The sequence below is a fragment of the Pseudoruminococcus sp. genome, from assembly GCF_047012705.1.
In the GTDB taxonomy this organism is placed as follows: Bacteria; Bacillota; Clostridia; order Oscillospirales; family Acutalibacteraceae; genus Pseudoruminococcus.
In genome coordinates this window covers 1-19171 of record NZ_JBKXNW010000022.1, presented here as the reverse complement: position 1 = coordinate 19171, position 19171 = coordinate 1, and the positions used below count along the sequence as shown (strand labels likewise).

Sequence of the window (19171 nt, the reverse complement as noted above, 5' to 3'; positions counted from 1 at the left end):
ACCAGAGACACGAGGATTTTCAGTCCTCTGCTCTACCAACTGAGCTAACTGGGCGATTTGCGTTATGACTTATCGCTCTGTTATGTTACACTATATAAATATTTTTGTCAAGATTTTTTTAATTTCTCTTATATAAAAATTATTTTGTACTAGTAGTATACCATATTATTTCTCGATGTTTTTCGGCAACTTACCTCTTAACTCTTCCCACAAGCCTCTGTGATAAATAAAATATTTTATCAGGGTAAATGCCATTATAATCATATCTGCTATAACCAAAACATTAACCATAACTTCCGGCATATTAGGAAATAAAAGCAATACAATCAGAATTACATAAGTTGCAAAAGTGCATACTTTGCCATACCACATTGCACCTTCGATTTTGTGTCCGGCTCTAATTGATATAATTCCTGCAACCGCCATATAACCTTCCTTTATTATATAAAAGACAACCATAAATACAACTATGGAATATTTGAAAGACATGCTTATAATAATAGCTCCCAAAGTTATTTTGTCGGCTATTGGATCAAGCATCTTTCCCCAGTCTGTTATCATATTAAACCTTCTGGCAATTTTACCATCAAAGAAATCTGTTATTCCCGAGATTACAATTGTCACAATTACAGGCCAGTAAGGAGCACCGTCTAACGCCCTGTAAAATAGAAACATATATAACATTGCCAACGCTATTCTAAAATATCCCATTATATTAGGAATAGAAAAATATTCCCTCCAAAAATTTTTGTCCATGATTCCCTCTCTCATTTATTTCAAAACATAAACTTCAATTTAATATATTTAAATTACATTTAATTTTTAAGTCAAAAACCTTAGTGTGATTGAATTTTTAAATCCTAATGTGACTTAACTTTTGTCCAAAGACTTGAACTATACGCCTTTATATCCTGTGGCTGGTCTTTAAAAACTTCATTTTTAGGATTTGACGTGTCAGGTCCACAGCCTGGATTTCCTTCAAAAGCATCATTTTTAAAATATTCATAAACACTTTTTACTGCGCTGTCATATCCTATATAATCAGTATTCTGCTCTGCCACATCATAATTTAAGAAATAATCAATAAACTGATGAGCAAGCTTAGTATTTTTGCACTTTTTGGTAATAACCATTCCGTCAGTCCAAACATTACTTCCCTGATCCGGCACGAAAAATCCCATATTATCATTCTCATTAATAACATATGAGCCATCTCCTGAATATACTACAGCCATTGCCTTATTACCTGAAATCATGTTGTCCATAACATCATCTCCAACATATACAGGTTTCATTGTATTATTCTGTTCAATAAGCCAGTTGTACGCCTGTTTTAGTTCATCTTTATTTCTTGTATTCATTGAATAACCAAGGTCTTTCAAAGCCACCATAAAAGAATCCCTTTCAGAATCATACATATAAATCTGACCGCTGTATTTCTTATTCCTTAGAATATTCCAACCTTCTTTTAAGTCATTTTCATCTACAACTGTTTTGTCGTACAAAATCCCTACAGTTCCCCAATAATAAGGTACTGTGTATTTATTATCAGGATCAAAATCATTCTTCAAGAGCTTTGGAATAATCTTGTCTTTGTTAGTTATAAGTTTCCAGTCAATTGGCTGCAAATAATCTTCTGATATAAGTCGTTCAATCATATAATCAGACGGTATTATCACATCATATTCTGCCCCACTTTGAAGCTTTGTATACATTGTTTCGTTAGAATCAAATGTTTCATATACAACCTTGCAGTTATACTCTTTTTGGAAATCCTCAATAAGAGAAGTATCCATATATTCCCCTGAATTATACACACGAAGAACCGGCTTACTGCTAATGGCTGAAAATCTTGCCCCACAAAATACTGCCACTGCCAAAACTCCAACAGTTGCAACAGCCACACCAATCTTTTTAAGGGGACTATTGTGTGATGCTGACATTTCAACCTTTTTGTGTCTTTTTTTTGCAAGAGCCGGTATAACATTTACACCAACCAAAATCAAAACAACCACAAGAATAAGCAATGTTGACAAAGCGTTAATTGTAGGATTTGTTCTCTTTGTCATATTATAAACAACAATTGAAATGTTGGAAACACCATTTCCTGTTACAAAATATGAAACAACAAAATCGTCAAGTGACATTGTAAATGCAAGAAGCATTCCTGCAAAAATTCCCGGTTTTAACATTGGAATAATAACCTTAGTTAACGCCTGAAACGGTGTGGCACCAAGATCCATGGCAACATTTGCAAGGTTGTGGTCCATACTTCGAACCTTTGGATAAACGCTTGTTATAACATATGGCGTACAAAAAGCAATATGTGCTAAAAGCATTGTAAGATATCCACGTTCAAGTCTCATTGACGTAAACAAAATCATAAGTCCGATTGCCGTAACAATATCAGGGTTCATAATAGGCATATTGTTAACATTCAAAAGCCATTCTCTAAGAATTTTTCTGCTTCTTGAAAGTCCGATTGCCGTAATTGTACCAAGAACTGTAGATATAATTGTGGCAATAACAGCAATACTTATAGATACATAAACTGCTGCAATAATATCATTGTCTGTTAAAAGTTTCTTATACCATTTAAGTGAAAATCCGGTAAACTTAGTTAAGGATTTTGATGAGTTAAACGAAAAAAACATTGTAACTGCAATTGGTAAATAGAAAAATATAAAACACAATGTAATATATAATTTTGGTCCTATGGAGATTTTCTTCTTATTCATTAGTTACCTCCATTCTCGTCAGGATCTATTTTTTTCATAAATCCCATCATTACTAAAATAATAACTGCAAGAATAACTGAAATGGAACTTCCGAAATTCCAGTCACCTACAGAAATAAACTGATTTTCAATAAGGTTACCAATAAGTACAAACTGATGTCCGCCAAGTAACTGTGGTATAACGAAACTTGAAATAGACAAAAGAAATACCATTGAAACACCGTTTATAACGCCAGGAAGTGACAATTTCAAAATAACCTTTGTAAAAGTCTGAAATCTGTTGGCACCAAGGTCACTTGCAGCTTCCACAAGTGAGTGGTCCATTTTTGCCAGTGATGTGTGAATTGGAATAACCATAAATGGCAACAAATCACATACTAAGCCCATAACAACCGAAAAATTAGTGTACATCATTGTCTGCTGATTTAATCCTAACAGTTTAAATAATGAATTAATAATTCCGTTGTCTGACAAAAGACTTATCCATGCATAAGTTCTAAGCAATGTGTTAATCCACATTGGAATTGTGACTAACAGTATTAAAATATTCTGAGAACTTTCATCAAACTTTGAAATAATATACGCCATTGGATATGCCAAAACAAGGCAAACTCCCGTTGTAATTAGTCCCATTTGCAAAGATTTAATAAAAACATTTAAGTAAATAGGATCAGATATTTTCCTAAAATTATCTAATGTAAAATGTATTGTTATAAGTGAATTATCCCCTGTTGTAATGGAGTAAAGTAATATTAATGCCAAAGGCAAAACTATTAGCAGAAAAGACCATAACACATAAGGTTTCACTAAGCCTTTATAATGATGCATCTCTTTCCTCCTTAATTCTCCATTTTGTGCATTACCTGAATGTCAAAAGGATCAATTGTAAGTCCTACTTTTTTCCCAATTTCATAATTTTCTGTTGTATGAACCTTATAATTTCTGTTTTTAGTTTCCACGAGATATTCATAATGGACCCCCATAAAAACTTTTGAAATAATAGTTCCTGAAACCTTACCTGCCTCCGGTTCCACAACATCCATGTCTTCAGGTCTTAAAACAACTTCAATATCTTCATTATCCTTAAATCCCTTGTCTACACATTCCCAGTCTATGCCATCAAAATTAACAAGACAGTCCTTAATCATATTGCCTTCAATAATATTTGACTCACCAATAAATTCAGCTACAAATCTGTTCTGTGGCTCGTTGTAAATATCCATTGGAGTTCCAATCTGCTGAATAACACCGTCGTTCAAAACAACGATTGTATCTGACATTGAAAGTGCCTCTTCCTGGTCGTGAGTAACAAAAATAAATGTAATTCCAACTTCCTTCTGAATCTTTTTAAGCTCAGTCTGCATATCTTTTCTAAGCTTGGCATCCAACGCACCCAAAGGCTCATCAAGAAGCAATACCTTAGGTTCGTTAACAAGGGCTCTTGCTATGGCAACTCTCTGCTGCTGACCTCCTGAAAGTAAAGTTACATCTCTTTTTTCAAAGCCTTTAAGGCCTACCAGTTCAAGCATTCTGCTAACCTTTTTCTCTATGACGTCTTTGTCCATTTTCTTAAGATTAAGACCAAAAGCAATATTATCTGCCACATTTAAGAAAGGGAACAGGGCGTACTTCTGAAATACTGTATTTACTTCTCTTTTGTAAGGCGGAACCTTTGAAATATCCTTTCCGTCAAAAATCAACTGACCATTACTTGGTTCCTCGAAACCACCGATAATTCTTAACAAAGTAGTCTTACCGCATCCGCTTGGTCCAAGTAATGTAAGAAATTCGTTTTCATATATGTTTAAATCAATCCCCTTTAAAACCTGCTGGTCTTCAAAATTCTTGCTAATATTTTTTAATTCAATAATCTTCTTTTCCATAACTTTCTCCTAAACTGTTTTAAAAACTTGGGGGGCCACTAATCCATAACACCTTTGCGCCCTTGTCTGATTTAAGATAGTGCTTATATTTTGCCTCATAATAAAAAGTTTCACCTTTTTTCACTTTATAAGTCTTGCTTCCAAGCACGACCTTAATCGTTCCTGACAAAACATAGCCAAACTCTTCACCCTCGTGAGGATTGTCAGGGTAAGTTGAACCGCCTGCCTCTAATGTGACCATAATAGGTTCCATCAGATTTTTTTGTGCATTTGGCACAATCCACTGAATCATATTTTTAAGTTCTTTATCTTCCTTCTCAAAATAGTCTTCCTTAGAAAAGACAATCTGATTATCCTCATCATCTTCAAAAAAATTCTTCAAATCCGTACCCAGACACTGGAGAATATCCACAAGAGTTGCTATTGACGGAGATGTATGATTCCTCTCAACCTGAGAAATAAATCCCTTAGTCAACTCTGCCCTATCAGCCAATTCCTCCTGAGTAAGTCCTTTCAAAATTCTTAACTCTTTAATCTTTTTTCCTATATCCATAGTATTATCCCTTTTTATTTTTAGCTTTAATCATACTTTAAGGCTAAGTTTGTTATTTTTAAACAAAAAGTTTAGTATTTCTAACCTTATATAATATATAATTATCTTATTTCATTGTCAATACAATGGTGATACAATATTAAATGATTACAACGTCAAAAAGTCTTATCCCGCTTGTGCTTACACAATAAAGAGATAATGACTTTGAGACACGCCCACAATATGCGAATATTGAGGGGAAGGATTGTGGGACTGCGAAGCACGCAACAATCCGTGTAATCATAAATAAACGAAATACACAGGAGGAAAAATCTATGAACAAAATTCTCGCAGATATGCACACTCACACCATTGCAAGCGGTCACGCTTATGCCACACTTACAGAAATGTGTAAAGAAGCAGCAAACAAAGGACTTGAAATTTATGGAATCACTGAACACAGTTCAGGAACCCCCGGAACTTGTGCTGATATTTATTTTCAAAATCTAAGAGTTGTTCCAAGAGACCTTTTTGGATTAGATTTAAGACTTGGCGCAGAAATTAATATAATCGACTACAATGGCACACTTGATCTTGATCAGAAATATATTGATCGACTTGATTTTGTTATTGCCGGCATCCATTCTGTATGCTACAAGTTCGGCTCAAAAGAAGAAAACACTGCTGCAATAATAAATGCCATTAAGAATCCTAATGTGAACATTATAAGCCATCCTGACGACGGCCGTTGTCCTCTTGATTACGAAGCCCTTGTTCAGGCTGCAAAAGAATATCACGTTCTTCTTGAAATAAATAATAATGCCCTTAGGGATAAAAATAGAAAAAATGTAAAAGAAAACCAGAAATTAATTATCGAAAACTGTAAGAAATACAATCATCCTTTCATAATGGGAAGTGATGCTCACTTTACAACTGATATTGCCAACTACGACCACTGCGGTCCATTGGTAGAATCAATGAATGTTGATAATGAATTAATAATGAATTATTATCCGGATAGGTTGAGGGAATTTCTTAGGAAATAGTTAGCAAATATTTGTACTGTAATTCATTGAAGAAATCAAAAAAGAAACCATGTAGCACCAAATAGGATACAACCTCAAGCCCATGGTTTCTTTTTTTACTATTCAAACTCCTACTCGTAAAAATTTACTCCTTTATAAAGCAGGATATTTATTGTATTTAGCAGTTCATTTCTGTACTGTTTTAGTATTTTTGCATATAGTCTAAAACGAAAATATTGTTATTTTATTGTCACTAGTCAATACCGTTGTAGTCGCTCTTGCATGTATGACAAACTTGAAGTTATCTATTTGCATAATCAATCAAAATCTTTTTGCAACTACTGCAACGATAAGCTTCACAATGAGGGATTCCGCCTGAACCTTTACTCAACTCCAAATCATCCGATTTTCTAATACGAAAAAATTTTACTTTTGTCACATCATCAACTGCAAAAGCAATATCTCGTGAGCTCATTAGGTATCCTCTTATCATTTCTTCACCACAATATGGACATTTCATGCTGATTCACCTCCTATAACTTCCGATTTGTCGAACTCTCAAGTTCTCCATTTGTAATAATTATAGCACAAGAATATGAATGATTCTACCAGCTAAACAAGGTTATATGTCCCTATGTAAAGCCGCAGCCGAAACTGCGACTTCCCGACAAGTTGTCGGATTACTGGATTGAGGACAGGCGAACAAGAACTTCTCTCATGTCCGTCCAGATCTCCTCCAGTCGTTTTTGCAAATCCTCAATATCAGCATGATAGATGCTACCTGTTTCGTTCGCTCGCTTTGCGTACTGGTTCAGGTTGTTGGAGCAGATTCGCAGGAGCGAAACCAGGGCTTTCACATCCTGCAAATCCAGTCTGATGCAGTAACCATCCAGAGCCATCTTCCGCAGATAGGCTCCCATGCTGCGGATGCCAAGCTCGTCCATCTTCTCATGGATTCTCTCAACTTCCTCCTTGGATGCAAGGAAATGAACATCCTGGTCTCGCTTTGCCATTACAACACCTCCTCACGGGTTTCAGAGTATTTTGCAGGTGGGATATGCTCCGCTTTGGATTTCAGATCAGCCAACACAGAAGGACGCTCCGACTCGCTTCTTTCGTCACGTTTTTCCGCAGAGTCCTCCATATTCAGGGCTGCATCCAGTTCTGCCAGCCGCTGACTTTTTGCTGTCAGCTCTGCTTCCTGCGGGAACGGTTTTCCAACCTCCGCCTTGGCTGCTTCTTGCTGATTGTAGAGATTATTCAGCTGTTCATTGGCTCGTTCTAAGCGCTCAGGAATGCTTGCAAGGGCATTGTCCAGTCGGGTGATATTTCCTCGTGCATCCGTACCAAGGGCTACTCTGTGGCTCACAGCGCCCTTCAGGGTCACATCAAACTCGTTCCGGAAGCTGTCAAAAGAAAGTTCCATCTGAAAGCCACGGTAACTGCCAAGCGGAACCGGATCGGCACTTTTCGTATCCTTGCAAGCTGCAAGAAGAATTTCACCGGCATCTGCCTTTTCAGTGTAGGCTTTGCCCATGATTTCCATACCGCAAAAACCATCGGCAATCTGCGGGTGTGCTTCCACGGTTTTCATATCAGCTTCAAAGCCATGAATATAGCCTGTCTGCTTTTCAATCTCAGCCGGGAAGTATTTCAGAAGCTTATCTTCCATGCGGTACTGCTGGCTCTGGTGGTCAGCCTTCAGCACCTTCAGCCTTGCCACATCAATGTCTAAGTCCATCTTTTCCTTGATGAGCGGATTGCCGGCACACAGCGCCTTGATCTCCGCATAGGACAGCGCCTGCTCATCCACATCGTCACAGGAGCGAACCGGTGATTTGGAGGTCATAATCTGAGAAATAAACTTCTGCTTGTTTTCCAAGGTCTGATACAGGTAGGCATCAAAGGTTCCCTCAGTCACATACTGGTACACCTGAACCTCTTTGTTCCGGTTGCCCTGACGGATGATACGACCGTTTCTCTGGGTCATATCAGACGGACGCCAGCCCACATCCAGATGGTGAACTGCCACCAGTTTGTCCTGGACGTTGGTTCCTGCGCCCATCTTTTGCGTACTTCCAAGCAGCACTCGTACCTGTCCGGTACGAACCTTGGCAAAAAGGTCTTTCTTCTTTGCTTCGGTATCCGCATCATGGATAAAGGCAACTTCTTCCGCAGGCACACCGTTTGCAATCAGCTTAGTTTTGACATCATCATAGACATTGAAGGTTCCATCATTTTTTGGTGTGCTGAGGTCGCAGAACACCAACTGGGTCAATTTGTCAGCCTGACCGTCCTGCCAGATGCGAAGGATATTTCCTACGCAAGCATTGAGCTTGCTGTCAGGGTCATCGGGTAACAGAGGGTTCATCAGCCGCTGATCCAGTCCCAATTTTCGTCCGTCGCTGGTAATCTTGAGCATATTATCGACGGATGGGTCAACAATACCGGCATGAACATCCGCCGCTCTTTCTGAAAGGGAAGCAACCATATCCTTCTGATACTCAGAAGGCTGAACCACAACCGTTTCAAACTTTGCTTCGGGAACAGGGAGATGCAACTGGTCAGAGGTCTTGATGTCGGCAACTTCCTTGAACATATTCATCAGTTCCGGCAGATTGAAGAACTTCGCAAATCGGGTTCTGGCACGATAGCCGGTTCCTTCCGGTGCAAGCTCAATCGCAGTTGTCGTTTCTCCGAAGGTCGATGCCCAGGAATCAAAATGGGTCAGGTTCTTTTGCTGGAGCGTACTGTACTGGAGATAGCGCATGACCGTATAAAGCTCGGTCATCGAGTTGCTTACGGGAGTACCGGTTGCAAAGATCACACCACGCCCGCCGGTCAGCTCATCCATATAGCGGCACTTCATAAACATATCCGAAGATTTCTGGGCTTCGGAGGTGGACAGACCTGCCACATTTCGCATTTTTGTGTAGAGGAACAAATTCTTGAACGCATGGCTTTCGTCCACAAACAGCCGGTCTACACCCAACTGCTCAAAGGTAATGACATCATCTTTCTTGTCAGCGGCAAGGAGTTTGTCCAGTCTGGCTTCCAATGATTTTCGTGTTTTCTCCATCTGCTTGATCGTGAAGTTTTCGCCACGCTGCCATTTCAGCTCCGCAATCGCACCCTCGATCTCATCAATCTGCTCCCGCAGCTGCCGTTCCTGTCGTTCGGCAGAAAGCGGGATTTTTTCAAACTGGCTGTGACCGATGATGACTGCATCATAGTCACCCGTTGCGATACGAGCGCAGAACTTCTTACGGTTTGCTGTTTCAAAATCCTTCTTGGTGGCAACAAGGAGCTTGGCACTCGGATAGAGGTGCAGGAACTCATTTGCCCACTGTAAGGTCAAGTGATTCGGCACAACGAACAGGGATTTCTGGCTCAATCCAAGCCGTTTACTCTCCATAGCCGATGCAGCCATCTCGAAGGTCTTGCCCGCACCAACTTCGTGTGCAAGCAGCGTATTTCCACCATATAGCACATGAGCGATAGCATTTCTCTGGTGTTCACGGAGGGTAATATCCGGGTTCATGCCGCCGAAACGGATATGAGAGCCATCATACTCACGAGGTCTGGTGGAGTTAAAAAGTTCGTTGTACTTGGTGGAAAGAGTTTCTCGTCTGTGCGGATCTCTCCAAACCCAATCTCGGAACGCATCCTTGATTGCCTTCTGTTTCTGTTGTGCCAGGGTAGTTTCTTTTTTGTTGAGAACACGCTTCTGCTTGCCATCCGCATCCTCAATCGTATCATAGATACGAATATCTTTCAGATTCAGCGTTTCCTCCAGAATCCGATATGCGTTGGCTCGCTCTGTACCGTAGGTGACATACGCCGCCACATCGTTGTAGTTGGGAGAACTCTTACCGTTGATGCGCCACTCTGCGGTTAGCTCGGAGAACTTGACCTCAATGGAACGGCGCAGGTAATACGGGGTTTCAAAGGTTTCCTCCATGAACTGCTGAATATAATCGGCATCAATCCATGTTGCACCCAAACGCACATCAATCTCGGACGCATCCAAGTCCTTCGGCTGTGCTTTCTGCAAGGCTTCTACATTGATGCGGAAGGAAGAATCCCTGTCTGCCGCCATCTGTGCGACACGCAGCTTGCTTCTTACATCACCAGAAAGGTAATCATCGGCAGTCTGCCATCCAACTTCCACAGCATCGGGAGCCATCGGGTCTTTGAAGATCACCCCTCGAAGCTCTGCCTGAATCGCATCGTATTCTTCGGGTGTTCCAAGCAGCTGCGCCATAAACGGCAGATCCACCTTACCACGCTCACCGATGGAGATTGCCAGAGCTTCGGACGGCGTATCCACACTCGTCACTCTGCGCTCCGGCTTGATGGTTCTCTTGGTGAACATATCCGCCTTGCTTTTCAGATTGCCGTCCTCATCCACATTTTCCAAAGAACACAGAAGATAGTAGGAGGAATCATCGGCAAATGCCTGACCGTTGGCTCGGTTATTGATAAGCCCGTTCTTTGCGGCAAACGCATCGTAGGCATCATTTAGTTCTGCCTGCTTCTGCGTAATCATTTCATCCGGGTAATCCTCAAGCTGATATTCAATCAGCTGATTGACGATACTACGGAGTTCCACCATGCCCATCACACGATCTTTTGCCTTCTCGTTCAGGTCTACACGACGCATGAGGGAGTTCTCACGGAAGTACACATCGCCATCCACCACGGTATAAGAGAAATTCTTCACATCCGGGGTTGCAGGAATGGTTTCGATTTCCTTGCCCTTGTCTGCTTCGGGAAGTTCCACCGCCTGATAGGTTCCTTGGATGTGGGAAACCGCTTCTTTCAGAAGTTCGGACAGTTCCATGCCCTCAATCGGACGCACCGTAATATCCATACCGTAGGCGGTACTTTCTTCCACCGTATCGCCCAGAACCATTTCAGGATGAGCGACAAAGTAGCTGTTCATGGTGTGTCCTTCTTCGGTGCGGTCAAGGTTTACCCATTCCGGTACAATGTCAATCGGATGGTCACGCTTTTGCAGGAACAGGATGTCAGACACGACTTCCGTACCTGCGTTTTTCTTAAAGGCATCGTTTGGCAGACGGATTGCACCAAGCAGTTCCGCCCTCTGCGCCATATATCGCCTTGCGTCAGAGTTCTTGGAATCCATGGTGTAACGGCTTGTCACAAAAGCTACCACACCACCGGGACGAACCTGATCCAAAGACTTGGCAAAGAAATAGTTGTGGATGGAAAATCCCAGCTTGTCATACGGCTTGTCGGATACTTTGTAGTTGCCGAAAGGGACATTGCCCACAGCCAGATCGTAGAAGTCTCTGCGGTCTGTCGTTTCAAAGCCAGCCACTTTGATTTCTGCATTGGGATAGAGCTTCTGAGCAATTCTGCCGGTGATGGAATCCAGTTCCACACCATACAAGCGGCTGCTCTGCATTTCAGGGGGCAGCATACCAAAGAAGTTGCCGATACCCATAGCAGGCTCCAGAATATTTCCTGTTTCAAAGCCCATCTGTCCGACTGCATCGTAGATGGAGCGAATGACCGTAGGGCTGGTGTAATGTGCGTTCAGGGTGGAAGCTCTTGCCGCAGCATATTCATCCTCGGAAAGCAGGTTTTTCAGTGTCTGATACTCCTGCGCCCAATTTCCCTTGTCCGGGTCAAAGGCATCTGCCAGACCGCCCCAACCGACATAATTCGACAAAATCTCCTGTTCTTCGGAAGTGGCGTTCCTGTTCTCGCTTTCCAGTTTGAACAGAGTTTCAATGGCTGCGATGTTTCTTGCGAATTTCTGCTTCGGTCCACCTTCACCGATGTTGTCATCCGTGATGTGGAAGTTCACCGCAGGAACGGGAGGAATTTCTCTGGTGGTGATGGACTGCTCAAGCTGAGCGATAATGTCCATGACTTCGGCATTCTGCCATCCGTCCACCTTGGCATAGTCCTGAATAATAGTATCCCTGCCATCCACGCACTGTACGAAGTCCAGACTCCCCGGCAGATCTCTGGTATTCATTGCACCCAGGGCTTTTCTCTGCGTGTCAGGAAGTGCATAGTAGGCTCGCAGGGCATCATCAAAGGAACTGTATTCCTTGATGTCCAGCGCACCACGCTTCTGAATATCCTCGGCAACATAAAAATGGTCGATGAAGTGTTCCGGCTCCTGCTGTTCGGGTTCCGCACTGGCTCTGACCTGTGCGTGTGCCTTTTCGTCAGGGTAGTCCCCATAGATACGGATGCACTTATGCTCCTGCTGATCGTAAACGGCAGCACCATCGTACTTGAACCCATCATCCTCCATAGTTCCGTCCACATAGCCCTGGGCAGCTTTTTCCGCTTCCTCCAGAGTGTAGTAGTCCAGCTTATCATCGAAGCCGTTTTCAAAGTGATGGTAGGCGGCAACCAGATAGCGGGGAGCCATGCGCTCCTCGTAGCTGTTAATCATCTCAGGTGTCAGCCATTCTGGTTTGTCGGGAATCATTTCATACAGCTCACGCATCTTGGCAATCTGTGCATGGCGGTTGCCTGCCCACAGATGCTTTTCGCTGTGCTGTCCTGCACCAAGGAAGTATTCGCAGTCCATACGCAGACGGTCTAACAGCTGATACTCAGGGGTGTAGTCCCTCGGTTCGGTTTCGCCCAGAAAATCCTCTGTAACGGGCTTTTCTTCGGTTTGGGCATCAACCCTTACCGCATGGTTTCTTTCGTCCTGAGAGAGCATACGCTCGAAATTCTCACGATTCTCGGCACGGAAGATGGGATAAGCAAGCGTAGGGTCACGCAGCTGAACTTCTCTGTCCGTAATCTGCTCCACACGGAAAGCTGTATCGTCCAAATATACCGTGTCACCGACCTGATAGTTCCATGTTGGTTCTTCGGAAACAGGGGCTTCCACAACTTCGTCAGGCTCGGTAGCAGGTGTTTCAGGCTGAACCGACTCCATCGCAGCTACGGACTGACGAACTTCCTCCAGGTAGTCATTGGCAAGCCATTCGTCCGTGAAGTATTCCGTAACGCCTTCCGGGTCTACATAGTAGTCATCGGTCTGGCTATCCCAGATTGCATACTCGCCATCCTCAGTATCAATCACTGCAAAACGGTCATAAACATCTTCCAACGGATCAGTTTTAGCTTCTTCGATAGCCTGTCGTTCCGCTTCTTCCTCCGGGCTAAGGTAGCGTCCCTTTCGCATCAGACCGTCAATTCTCTGCACCACCTGCGCCCAGGACATCTGCAATTTATCGCAGCCGCTCTTGGTGTAAGCAATACCCTTGGCATCGTGATCCTGACCGCTGTGCGTTGCACCGGAGCAGGCGTGGGAATGACCACCGCTTCCGTATTCATGCTTCAAGAAATCCATCTTTTCTTTGGCAGAATGATTCTCCTGCCAGTAGTTATAAATACGGGCTTTGCCACCGGAAAAGCCACTTCCACGGGTCAAGTCTGCATTGACTTCATCATCCGTAATGAACTGGCGGACAAGGGGCATCTGCATCATATCGGTCTGATACTCACGCAAAGGCATATTCAGCTCATACAGCTGTTTCTGGATGAGATTCAGCTTGTGATAGTGAAAACGAAGCAGATCGGGATTTTCCGCAAGGGCTTTTCTAAATTCCGAATACTGCTGCACCAAGGTTGCGTGGAAACGAGGGTCATCCAACTTTTCAGCCAAGTCTGCGGTTTCATCAGGAAACCCACGAAACGGTTCCTGATGGAGAATTGCCAGATAGCTGCCGGCACGGGCTTCTTCACTCAAATCGTGATAAAGATGCCACAGGGATTCAGCCAGCTTCTGACGCTCATATCCGGGAGCTTCTACCAGTTCCACATTGGTTGCGAACTGACCATTTTCAAGAAGTTCTCCAATACGCTCGGCAACCGTTTCCCAAGAAACGATCTGCGCTCTGGGACTGTCAATGGCAGAGGAACCTTTGGCAAAGTGGATACCGTCCTCGCCATACCACGCACAGATATTCCCACTATCTTCTTTCAGACCATAGCCGCCGTGATAGACCTGCTTTAAGGTCTGAACGATTTCTTCCAACGGCTTCTGCTTCATATATTCCAGCGCTACGACTTTTCGGGCTTCATCGGTATTGCTGCCAAGCAGAAGAAAGTGGTCGATTTCTGCCTGGGCAAAAGAAAAAGCAGAGGGCGTAAAGCTCTCTGCTCGGTCGATAAAACTGATTTGTTCATTTTCGGAGAGGAAAAGGTTCAGACTCAGCTGTTGATAAGCTCCGTCATCACGACTTCCTCCGCCTGTGCTTTCAGGCTGTTCATGTGCTGTACCCACGCCATCTGCTGCGTTTCTTTGTCCGGTGCGGGGCTGTCCTTCAGGTACTGCTCCATCAGAAACTCCACTCTGGCTTTCGCCGTTTCCTCGATCTCCCACAGGTGCGGGAACAGGCTCTCCGTCAGAATCATGTCGTTCAGGAGCATCGGATTGTTCTGCTCCAAAAATGCTCGACGCATCCTGCCGTACTTGCCCAGAGGTTTCTCTCCCTCGTTCTCCAACTGAAGGTTCGGAATCTGATAATCTCCGGCCTGTCTGTAAGTCATCTCGCTCATAATCTGCACTCCTTTCGGTAGCTTTAATCTGCTCATGTTCTCCAATCGCTTTTTCGATTTCCTGAAACATCCTTGTGCTGATGGCATTCACCGCAGTGCCAAGGGCATTTACTGTCTGCCTGGTGTTAAAATCAAACACCTTCTGGAAATCCTCATGCTCGAAGTAGTTGTCGGGACTCTCCACAAACCGGCAATACAACGTATAGGATACGCTGTTTGCCACCGCATTTTTGAAAGCTACTTCGATGTTGAGTTCATCATACTCCTCAAGGAAGCTGTTGGCAACGATGTCGAGGAGCTGCTTTTTGTAATCGTCCCAATACTCAGCCGCCAGTGCGGATGCAATATCTTCAAGCTGTGCTTCCAGTACCCCGTCAGCGGCAACACCGAAGGTACGCTCCATCGCTTCCATGATATAGGAGCGGTTTTCAGGCGTCACCTCCCACGGTTTCAGTTCCGGGGAAGAACGGCGAACGCCGGTATCCGCCACATCAAACACATAGCGCAGATACGGTTTATCCCTGTTCATCACAAACAGAGCAATGCCGGTAGAGCCACGCTTTACATATCTGCGGTAATTTTCAGCGTTCCAGTCTTCATAGGGCTTGCAAAAGGTCGCATTGGGGCGCTGAGCATAAATCATCACCTGTTCCGGATAGGTGAACTCATAGTTGCGGGACATCGTTCTCAAAAACGAAGTCCAGTTATCTGTGTTCGAGGTGATTTTCCCAATCGTTTCTTTTGCTAACCCAGAATAAAATCGCTCTTTTGCGTTCATTGTATCCCTCCAATCCTATCAATCCGGATAAAGGTTCAGCTTCTCAAAGGCGGCATCGTCCATGGCTGAAACTTTACGGAGAACCGAGTCTGCCAAAGCAAAAAGCTCTGACTCGTCCTCCGAAAGCTGTTCCTTCATCAGTGTCAATGCTTCACACAGCCCTGACCTTGTGCCAGGACTGTAAAGCATCATCATGTTCCGCTCATCTTGTGTGAAATTCATCATTCAATCTCCCTTTCCGGGTGGCTCTTGGGCGGCTTATGGGCAACATCCGGCACGGGCTTTTCCTTTAACTGTTCCAATACCGAAGGGCGTTCCTCTACTCCAGGCGCTTTTCCGTTATTGATGATACCGTCAATCATCCCATAATCATCTTCCATTGCCATCTCTGCGTTTTTCAGGTAGTTTTCGGACTTCATAAAGTTTTCCAGCTTCTGAAACCCAACAGAATCTACATAGTGAAAGGATACCTCACCGGCTACCTTTAAGGCCACGATGTCGCTGACCGACATACTGTGACCACGGAAATCATTCGGGTGGTCAATATTGAACTTCACATACAAATCTTCCAGCTGACGATCCACATCCTCGGATACAGAAATGGAGCCGTGATAGACCACCTCGTAACGGTCAATCTCAGGCTCCATTTCTTTCTTCTGAAGGTAGCTGTAATTTGCAAACATGAGCGGGATATTATCGTCTACATCTTCCCGCAGCTGAAGAATCGCATAGGAATCCGTGGGGCTTTCCAGAAAAGCAACCATTCTGTCATCCGGGGTGGTATTTCCGTGAACATCATCCCATTTTTCGTTTTTCATATCCGTGTCCTCCTTATCGTTCAGGCTCTTTGGGTTTATGAGAATGGCTGCTCGGCGCAGCCTTTTCTCCGGTCTGCATCAGCTTTTCCATAACGGATTCTCGTTTTTCAGGTGCATCTACCGCCAGTCTGCCGTTTTCAAACATCTGCTCCATGACATCCTCATAGAACATCGCTCGCAGCTCCCGGCGCTCCAGTCCAAAGGATTCCAGAATATCCTGGCGGACTTCGATTATGGACAGTTCAGGGTTATCGACCTGACCGCCATCAATCTCATTGTAGTTTTCATCTAACAGGGTGTAGTCATAACCATCTTCGCAGGTCTGCACCGCAAGGATTCTATCCTTTCCGACCTTCCATGCGGCTTCATCGCCCATAATTTCAGGCTCCGGCATATAGCTTGCGCCGTTGCGCTCCATAATCTCTGCAAACTGGCAAATATGAAACACATTGTATCCGATCTGCGTATGGTACTCGTCAATGAACGTGCAGGGCTTTACAACCGTTTCATCTGGGTAGTGAATCTGCACACAGCTGCCATCGGGGATATGAAACAAATCCTTATAGTGGCTGTCGATAAATCGGATTTCCTTACCATCCGGGTTGTACTCATTCGTCATTTGCTTTTTCCTCCATTATCAAATTCCATGCTGAACTTCGTCCTGCCATCCTCCGATACCTCCATAAAAACGGTGGCATCAAAGGTGTTGCCCGTCCTTGCGGACTTGCAATTTTTGAGCTTTACCTTGCCGGAACCGAGCAGTTTCTGCGCCGTGGCAGAAGTCATGCTCTTGCCGATACTCGCAAAGTAACGATTGTTTTTCCAAAGGGCAAAGCTGCACCCTCGGTTAGAGCAGAAGTATCCCTTGGATTTGTCCTCTACTGCACTGCCGCAGAGAGGGCATTTGCCGATAGAATTGGCTTCTTTCGACATCAGAACCTCGGAATCACGGATTACTTCATAGTTCTGAATCAAACCGGCAATCACATCTTTGATCTCGTCCATAAAATCCTCGCTGGCATATTCGCCTTTTTCAATGAGCAACAATTTTTCTTCCCAATCCGCCGTCATGGAGGGGGACTGAATCTGTTCCGGCATGACTGTTACCAGAGCCGTACCCTTGTGAGTCGGAATCAGGTGTTTGGTTTTCTTATCGCCCTTACGCTCCAGAAAACCGATGCGAACCAGCTTCTCAATGATACCGGCACGAGTCGCAGGAGTTCCCAGACCTTTTCGCTCGACATCCTCTGGCATTTCATCTGCACCGGCTGTTTCTATAGCAGAAAGCAGCGTATCCTCGGTAAAGTGTTTCGGAGGAGAAGTTTTTCCTTCCTTGATTTCAGAACCAAACACCTTTCGCTCGTCCCCAACGGATACCGCAGGAAGTGCCTGTTCGTTTTCGTCGTTTTTTGTCGAAGAACCCTTCTGAATCAGAGCCTTCCATCCGTTCTGCACGATGGTTTTTCCCTTTGCGGAGAACGCTGTGCCGCCGCAGTCCAGTTCAATGACTGTCTCTGCGTATCGGTGCGGATTGCCAACAGCTACGCACAACCGATTCGAGATCAGTTGCAAAATTGCAAGTTCTCCTTTGGGAAGTTCGCTCAGATTGCATTTCTGCAATTCTCTGGTCGGAATGATGGCATGGTGATCTGTGACCTTTTTGTTATTCACAACTTGCTCTGCATGAACTGGTATATTATCCACATCCTCTACGGGAAATGTGTGGAAAGCCAGCTTTACGAGGTCGGGCAGGCTGTGTGCCATATCTTCCGTCAGGAATCTGCTGTCGGTACGGGGATAAGTGACCAGTTTCTTTTCATAGAGATTCTGCGTGTAGTCCAAGGTCTGCTGTGCTGTGTAGCCAAGCACACGGTTGGCTTCTCTCTGTAAACTGGTCAGGTCATAGAGCGCAGGCGGCTTTTCTGTTTTCTCCTTACATTCAGCTTTTTGAACGATTGCCACCGAACAGTTTTGTCTGACAGCTTCCGCTGCTTCCTTGGTTTTGAATCGTTCGCTTGCAGCCGTAAAACCATCCAATCCAATCTGAACTGTGTAGAACGGTTCAGGCTTGAATGCGGAAATGGCAGCTTCCCGCATGACAGCCATAGCAAGGGTAGGGGTCATAACACGACCGACATTCAGGGTCTGCCCGTAAAGGGTCGAAAAAAGTCGAGTAGCGTTAATGCCAACAATCCAGTCGGCTCGCTCTCGACACAGTGCTGCTTCATACAAAGCGTCACATTCAGTTCCAGACCTGAGATTTTCAAAGCCCTCCTTGATTGCCACATCTTCCATCGAGGAAATCCAAAGCCGCTCAAACGGCTTTCTGCACCCGGCTTTGTGGTACACCAGACGAAAGATCAGCTCGCCCTCACGACCGGCATCTGTTGCACACACAAGACTCGCAACATCTTCTCTGGCCATGAGCTTTTTCAGAATCCCAAACTGTTTTTTCGTACCGGCAGAAACCTCGTACTGCCAGTTCATCGGGAAGATAGGCAGGTCTGCATAAGCCCATTTGCTGTACTTCGCATCATAGGCTTCCGGTTGTGCCAGCTCCACCAAATGCCCCACACACCAGCTGACCACATATCCGTTACCCTCTAAGTAGCCATCCTCACGCTTGGCAGCACCTAACACTTTGGCAATGCTCTGTGCAACCGAGGGCTTTTCAGCCAAAACTAATTTCATTTGCATCTGCTCCTTTCGCAAAAAAATAAGCAGCCACACACCGTAGTGCATGACTGCTATGTAAAATTGATTCAGTTCAACAAACTTGAATTTTTGTTATTCTACGATACCTTCAATATAGCTGTAATCAATATTTCCCTTT

At 44.2% G+C, this 19171-nt stretch carries 13 protein-coding genes; 1 reads left to right on the top strand and 12 read right to left on the bottom strand.

Annotated features, from left to right (window positions below; translation table 11 throughout):
* Positions 1-165: 165 nt before the first annotated feature.
* The 5 genes from ACLU24_RS13595 to ACLU24_RS13575 form a co-directional block, all read right to left on the bottom strand.
* Entirely contained in the window at positions 166-756 is a 591-nt protein-coding gene (locus ACLU24_RS13595; protein WP_302793685.1) for a CDP-alcohol phosphatidyltransferase family protein, read from the bottom strand.
* 104 nt (positions 757-860) lie between these two features.
* Positions 861-2738 (bottom strand): extracellular solute-binding protein, encoded by a 1878-nt coding sequence (locus tag ACLU24_RS13590; protein ID WP_412613220.1) that lies wholly within the window; start codon positions 2736-2738, stop codon positions 861-863.
* Positions 2738-3565 carry an ABC transporter permease gene (locus tag ACLU24_RS13585; RefSeq protein ID WP_005363292.1) on the bottom strand — a complete coding sequence of 276 codons (828 nt, stop codon included), beginning with the start codon at positions 3563-3565 and terminating at the stop codon, positions 2738-2740. The genes ACLU24_RS13590 and ACLU24_RS13585 overlap by 1 nt, the downstream gene beginning before the upstream one ends.
* 11 nt (positions 3566-3576) lie before the next feature.
* The gene (gene potA, locus ACLU24_RS13580; protein WP_005363294.1) at positions 3577-4620 is read right to left on the bottom strand and encodes a spermidine/putrescine ABC transporter ATP-binding protein; all 1044 of its coding nucleotides are present in this window, start codon (positions 4618-4620) and stop codon (positions 3577-3579) included.
* A 19-nt stretch (positions 4621-4639) separates the two neighbouring features.
* The gene (locus ACLU24_RS13575; RefSeq protein ID WP_005363295.1) at positions 4640-5173 is read right to left on the bottom strand and encodes a helix-turn-helix domain-containing protein; all 534 of its coding nucleotides are present in this window, start codon (positions 5171-5173) and stop codon (positions 4640-4642) included.
* A 314-nt stretch (positions 5174-5487) separates the two neighbouring features.
* Here ACLU24_RS13575 and ACLU24_RS13570 point away from each other — a divergent pair, with 314 nt between their 5' ends.
* Complete coding sequence (locus tag ACLU24_RS13570; protein WP_412345575.1) at positions 5488-6198, top strand: phosphatase; 711 nt, start codon at positions 5488-5490, stop codon at positions 6196-6198.
* Between the two features lie 280 nt (positions 6199-6478).
* Here the strand turns inward: ACLU24_RS13570 and ACLU24_RS13565 are convergent, their stop codons facing one another.
* The 7 genes from ACLU24_RS13565 to ACLU24_RS13525 all read right to left on the bottom strand — a co-directional run bounded on the left by ACLU24_RS13565 (position 6479) and on the right by ACLU24_RS13525 (position 19029).
* Positions 6479-6697, bottom strand: a complete 219-nt coding sequence (locus ACLU24_RS13565) for a PF20097 family protein (protein WP_055158439.1) — start codon at positions 6695-6697, stop codon at positions 6479-6481.
* A gap of 160 nt (positions 6698-6857) precedes the next feature.
* The gene (locus tag ACLU24_RS13560) at positions 6858-7190 is read right to left on the bottom strand and encodes a plasmid mobilization protein (RefSeq protein WP_009257939.1); all 333 of its coding nucleotides are present in this window, start codon (positions 7188-7190) and stop codon (positions 6858-6860) included.
* Positions 7190-15520, bottom strand: a complete 8331-nt coding sequence (locus ACLU24_RS13555) for an LPD11 domain-containing protein (protein WP_475495311.1) — start codon at positions 15518-15520, stop codon at positions 7190-7192. The genes ACLU24_RS13560 and ACLU24_RS13555 overlap by 1 nt, the downstream gene beginning before the upstream one ends.
* A gap of 18 nt (positions 15521-15538) precedes the next feature.
* Positions 15539-15742 carry a transposon-transfer assisting family protein gene (locus tag ACLU24_RS13540; RefSeq protein WP_465225315.1) on the bottom strand — a complete coding sequence of 68 codons (204 nt, stop codon included), beginning with the start codon at positions 15740-15742 and terminating at the stop codon, positions 15539-15541.
* Complete coding sequence (locus ACLU24_RS13535) at positions 15742-16338, bottom strand: YodL domain-containing protein (protein WP_118412197.1); 597 nt, start codon at positions 16336-16338, stop codon at positions 15742-15744. The genes ACLU24_RS13540 and ACLU24_RS13535 overlap by 1 nt, the downstream gene beginning before the upstream one ends.
* A gap of 13 nt (positions 16339-16351) precedes the next feature.
* Positions 16352-16957 carry an LPD16 domain-containing protein gene (locus ACLU24_RS13530; protein WP_412613218.1) on the bottom strand — a complete coding sequence of 202 codons (606 nt, stop codon included), beginning with the start codon at positions 16955-16957 and terminating at the stop codon, positions 16352-16354.
* Positions 16954-19029 (bottom strand): type IA DNA topoisomerase, encoded by a 2076-nt coding sequence (locus ACLU24_RS13525; protein WP_412613217.1) that lies wholly within the window; start codon positions 19027-19029, stop codon positions 16954-16956. Before ACLU24_RS13525 ends, ACLU24_RS13530 begins: the two co-directional genes overlap by 4 nt.
* Positions 19030-19171 lie beyond the last annotated feature (142 nt).

Coding starts and splice junctions, on each gene's coding strand:
- ACLU24_RS13595 (WP_302793685.1), bottom strand. CDS start 756: ATGGACAAAAATTTTTGGAGGGAATATTTTTCTATTCCTAATATAATG.
- ACLU24_RS13590 (WP_412613220.1), bottom strand. CDS start 2,738: ATGAATAAGAAGAAAATCTCCATAGGACCAAAATTATATATTACATTG.
- ACLU24_RS13585 (WP_005363292.1), bottom strand. CDS start 3,565: ATGCATCATTATAAAGGCTTAGTGAAACCTTATGTGTTATGGTCTTTT.
- potA (WP_005363294.1), bottom strand. CDS start 4,620: ATGGAAAAGAAGATTATTGAATTAAAAAATATTAGCAAGAATTTTGAA.
- ACLU24_RS13575 (WP_005363295.1), bottom strand. CDS start 5,173: ATGGATATAGGAAAAAAGATTAAAGAGTTAAGAATTTTGAAAGGACTT.
- ACLU24_RS13570 (WP_412345575.1), top strand. CDS start 5,488: ATGAACAAAATTCTCGCAGATATGCACACTCACACCATTGCAAGCGGT.
- ACLU24_RS13565 (WP_055158439.1), bottom strand. CDS start 6,697: ATGAAATGTCCATATTGTGGTGAAGAAATGATAAGAGGATACCTAATG.
- ACLU24_RS13560 (WP_009257939.1), bottom strand. CDS start 7,190: ATGGCAAAGCGAGACCAGGATGTTCATTTCCTTGCATCCAAGGAGGAA.
- ACLU24_RS13555 (WP_475495311.1), bottom strand. CDS start 15,520: ATGAACGCAAAAGAGCGATTTTATTCTGGGTTAGCAAAAGAAACGATT.
- ACLU24_RS13540 (WP_465225315.1), bottom strand. CDS start 15,742: ATGAATTTCACACAAGATGAGCGGAACATGATGATGCTTTACAGTCCT.
- ACLU24_RS13535 (WP_118412197.1), bottom strand. CDS start 16,338: ATGAAAAACGAAAAATGGGATGATGTTCACGGAAATACCACCCCGGAT.
- ACLU24_RS13530 (WP_412613218.1), bottom strand. CDS start 16,957: ATGACGAATGAGTACAACCCGGATGGTAAGGAAATCCGATTTATCGAC.
- ACLU24_RS13525 (WP_412613217.1), bottom strand. CDS start 19,029: ATGAAATTAGTTTTGGCTGAAAAGCCCTCGGTTGCACAGAGCATTGCC.